The sequence below is a fragment of the Streptacidiphilus pinicola genome (genome assembly GCF_003258295.1).
Lineage (GTDB): Bacteria > Actinomycetota > Actinomycetes > Streptomycetales > Streptomycetaceae > Streptacidiphilus > Streptacidiphilus pinicola.
Genome location: NZ_QKYN01000264.1, coordinates 1 through 4,132, shown reverse-complemented (window position 1 = coordinate 4,132; position 4,132 = coordinate 1). Strand labels below are relative to the sequence as shown.

At 74.1% G+C, this 4,132-nt stretch carries 4 protein-coding genes; all 4 read left to right on the top strand.

All coding sequences use genetic code 11. The annotated features are described in order from the left end of the window. The coding region (locus tag DN069_RS38885) for a hypothetical protein (protein ID WP_207892422.1) at positions 1 to 516 on the top strand (516 nt) is incomplete at its 5' end. Positions 517 to 563: 47 nt separating this feature from the next. Further along, positions 564 to 851 (top strand): acylphosphatase, encoded by a 288-nt coding sequence (locus tag DN069_RS38880; RefSeq protein ID WP_111507948.1) that lies wholly within the window; start codon positions 564 to 566, stop codon positions 849 to 851. 335 nt (positions 852 to 1,186) lie between these two features. Continuing rightward, a complete protein-coding gene (locus DN069_RS38875) occupies positions 1,187 to 1,381 on the top strand; it encodes a hypothetical protein (protein ID WP_111507947.1) in 195 nt (64 codons plus the stop codon). 213 nt (positions 1,382 to 1,594) lie between these two features. Continuing rightward, a partial coding sequence (locus tag DN069_RS38870) for a chromosome segregation SMC family protein (protein WP_111507946.1) occupies positions 1,595 to 4,132 on the top strand: 2,538 nt, incomplete at its 3' end.

The following is a 4,132-nucleotide window of genomic DNA, read 5'->3' as shown; positions in this document are numbered from 1 at the left end:
GGGCGGGAGACGCGGGCGTTGGCCGAGCGGTATCAGGGTGGGCACCGGCCGTTCGACTGGGCGGACAACGTCTACGACCTGTTGCTGCACGGCCCGCTGCCGGACGGCGGGAGCGCGGAGGCGTTCCGGGTCGGGCACCGGTTCGGCGGGGGGAGTCGGCACCCGACCGTGCGCTGGTACACCGTGGCCGTCGTCGAACTGCCGCGCACGCTGCCGACCGCCTCGCTCGACACGACCACCGACCCCGCCGACGCCCGACCGCCCGCCGCGGGCGGCCGGCTGATCTGGACCGAGGGCGGTCACGGACCGCTCTTCGCGGGCCTGCGCGGCTACGCGGAGGACCCCGACGCGGGCACGGCCCTGTTCACCCCCGAGGTGCTGGCACGGACGCGCGCCCTGGCGATGGACTGGCGGCTGGAGGGGCGGACCGCGACCGGCGTGGTGCCGGGCGGGTCGAGCCCCCGGGCGATGCTGTCGATGGTGGACCATCTCGCCTGGTTCACCACCCGGGTCTGATCCGCGGAGCACTCGGCGGTTCGATCACCAATGAGAGACTGGCGCGCATGGATGCAGAGGCTGCGGCGGTGCGGATGACCGCCTGGGTGCGCGGGCGGGTGCAGCAGGTGGGCTTCCGGTGGTGGACCAGGTCCCGTGCTCTGGAGATCGGGCTCCGCGGTTACGCCTCGAACCTGGGGGACGGGCGGGTCCAGGTCGTCGCGCAGGGGAGTCGCGAGCAGTGTGAGCAACTTCTCGCCCTGCTGCGCCACGGTGACACGCCCGGCCGCGTGGACGGCGTCACCGAGTTGTGGGGCAAAGCCGACACCGACTACGACGGCTTCGCCATCCGCTGAGGTCACGCCGGGTGCGGGCCCCCGCCACCCCATCGGCCCAGTCCCGGTTTCCTGCCAGTTGCGCTTCTGGCCATCGCGTGGTTGACTGCGCACCAGCGAAGTCGCCGAGACACGCAGCGTGACAACTCCGCCGCGCATGCCGGACGACTCAGGTAGCACGCTGTGATCGTGTTGACCGTCTGCGCGTTTGGTGAGACGCTGGAAACCCGCGCACCCGTACGTCCGCTCAGGGCTGATCGGCCCCGTACAGCCTTGTTCGGGCGAGCGCTCCGGTGCGGCTCACCCCACACGACCCCACATCGCGGTCGGTCACTCAGCGTGGAGGACCATCCATCATGGCAAAGGCGCTTCTCGGTTACGTCGGCGGACCCGACCCCCGACTGCTCGCCGAGATGCGACGTCTCCAGCAGCGTGTCCAGGACCTGGAATCCGAGCTCGTCCGTATCCAGGCCGAGAACGATGCGCTGCAGGCCGTCGCGGATCACGAGCAGTTGCTCCGCATGGACGCAACCCAGCCGGTGCTCGCCTGAACCTGACCTTTCCGCGTAGGTCAGGAACAGTCGGCATCGTCACTGGATAGTGCAAGGGACGCCTACTCGGCGTCCCTTCGTCGTTCCCCGCATCGTTGACCCCTCAACAGGTAGATGCCCCTTACTCACGTCGATGAAACCGAGCCGTCACCCGGCTCGGGCGGTGCCGGCGGCTAGGGTGTCCCCGAGTCGTGGGACAGGAGGTCGGCGCCGGTGCATCTGAAGAGCCTCACGCTGCGCGGGTTCAAGTCCTTCGCCTCCGCGACCACGCTGCGTTTCGAACCGGGCATCACCTGCGTCGTCGGGCCCAACGGCTCCGGCAAGTCCAACGTCGTGGACGCGCTCAGCTGGGTCATGGGCGAGCAGGGCGCGAAGTCGCTGCGCGGCGGCAAGATGGAGGACGTCATCTTCGCCGGCACGACCGGCCGCGCCCCCCTCGGCCGCGCCGAGGTCGCGCTCACGATCGACAACAGCGACGGCGCGCTGCCCATCGAGTACGCCGAGGTCACCATCTCGCGGACGATGTTCCGCAACGGCGGCAGCGAGTACGCCATCAACGGCGACACCTGCCGGCTCCTCGACATCCAGGAGCTGCTCTCCGACTCCGGCATCGGCCGGGAGATGCACGTCATCGTCGGCCAGGGGCAGCTCGACTCCGTGCTGCACGCCGACCCGATGGGCCGCCGCGCCTTCATCGAGGAGGCCGCGGGCGTCCTCAAGCACCGCAAGCGCAAGGAGAAGGCGCTGCGGAAGCTGGACGCGATGCAGGCCAACCTCACCCGCGTCCAGGACCTCGTCGGCGAGCTGCGGCGTCAGCTGAAGCCGCTCGGCCGGCAGGCCGCGATAGCGCGCCGGGCCGCGGTGATCCAGGCCGACCTGCGCGACGCGCGGCTGCGGCTGCTGGCCGACGACCTGGTGACGCTGCGCAAGGCCGTCGAGGAGGAGATCGCCGACGAGATGGCGCTGCGGCTGCGACGCAGCGGCGTCGAGCAGGAACTGACGCAGCTGCAGCAGCGCGAGGCGGTACTGGAGGCGCAGGTCGCGCAGCTCGGCCCGGCGGTCGAGCTCGCGCAGCAGACCTGGTTCGACCTCTCCTCGCTGGCGGAGCGGGTGCGGGGGACCATCGGGCTCGCGGAGGCGAAGGTCCGGCACGCGCGCACCCCGCAGGGGGAGGAGCGGCGCGGCCGCGACCCGGAGGACATGGAGCGCGAGGCCGCGCGGATCCGCGAGCAGGAGGCGGAGCTGCAGGAGGCCCTGGAGGAGGCGCAGTACGCCCTCGCGGAGACGGTGGAGCGGCGGGCGGAGCTGGAGCGGGAGCTGCAGGCCGAGGAGCAGGCGCTGCGCGCCGCGGCGCGAGCGCTGGCGGACCGCAGGGAGGGCCTGGCCCGGCTGCAGGGCAAGGTCGCGGCGGCGCGCTCGCGCGCGTCCGGCTCGGCCGAGGAGATCGGCCGCCTCGCGGAGGCGCGTGACGCCGCGTTGGAGCGGGCGGCGGCCGCGCAGGAGGAGTATGAGACCCTGCAGGCCCAGTCCGACACGCTCGACTCGGCCGACGAGGCCCGCGACGAGGAGCACGCCGCGCTGCGCGCGGAGCTCGCCACCGCCGAGGAGACCCAGTCCCGAGCCCGTGAGTCCCTCGCCGCCGCGGACCGCGAACACGCGGCCCTCACCGCCCGCCGCGACGCCCTCGCCCTGGCCCTGCGCCGCAAGGACGGCACCGCAGCCCTCCTCTCCGCCACCGACCACCTCGCCGGCCTCCTCGGCCCGGCCGCCGGCCACCTCACCATCACCCCGGGCATGGAAACGGCGGTCGCCGCAGCCTTGGACCGCGCGGCGGACGCCGTCGCCGTCGGCTCGGTGGGCGCGGCGGCCGACGCCCTGCGGCTCCTCCGCAAGGACGACGCAGGCCGCGCGGCCCTGCTCATCGCCTCACCGGACGGCGCCGCACCTCCCGACGGCTTCGCCGCGGCAGGCTCCGGTGCCGGGGGTGCGCAGGGGCTGCCCGCCGGGGTGGTGTGGGCTGCGGCGCTCGTGTCCGGCTCGGATGAACTCGTGGCCGCCGCGCGGGCGCTGCTGCGGGGGTACGTCGTCGTCGACGGGCTTGCCGAGGCGGAGGCCGTGGTCGGGGCGAGGCCCGAGCTCGTGGCCGTGACCGCCGATGGGGACGTGCTCGGGGCCGCGTATGCGTACGGCGGGTCCGCCGGGGCGCCCAGCGTGCTGGAGACGCAGGCGGCGGTCGACGAGGCCGAGGCCGGGTTGGTGGCGTTGGCCGGGCGGCGGGAGGCGCTGCGCGGGGAACTGGAGCAGGCGACCGCGCGGCGGAAGGAGATCGCCGGGCGGGTCGAGGAGATCAGCGTCGCGCGGCGGGCCGCCGAGAAGGAGAAGGCTGCCGTCGCGCAGCAGGTCGGACGGCTCGCGGGGCAGGCACGCGGCGCGGCCGGCGAGGCGGAGCGGCTCGCTGCCGCTGCGGCGAAGGCGGAGGACGCGCAGGAGCAGGCCGCGATGGAGCTCGCCGAGCTCGAGGAGCGGCTGCTCGTCGCCGAGGAGTTGCCCGCCGACGAGGAGCCGGACACGGCTACCCGGGACCGGCTCGACGCCGAGGCGTCCCGCACCCGCGCGGCCGAGATGGAGGCCCGGCTGGCCGTGCGCACGCACGAGGAGCGCGTCCGGGGGCTCAGCGGTCGCGCCGACGGGCTCGACCGCGCCGCGCGCGCCGAGCGCGAGGCGCGGGCCCGCGCCGCCGCCCGAGCGGCG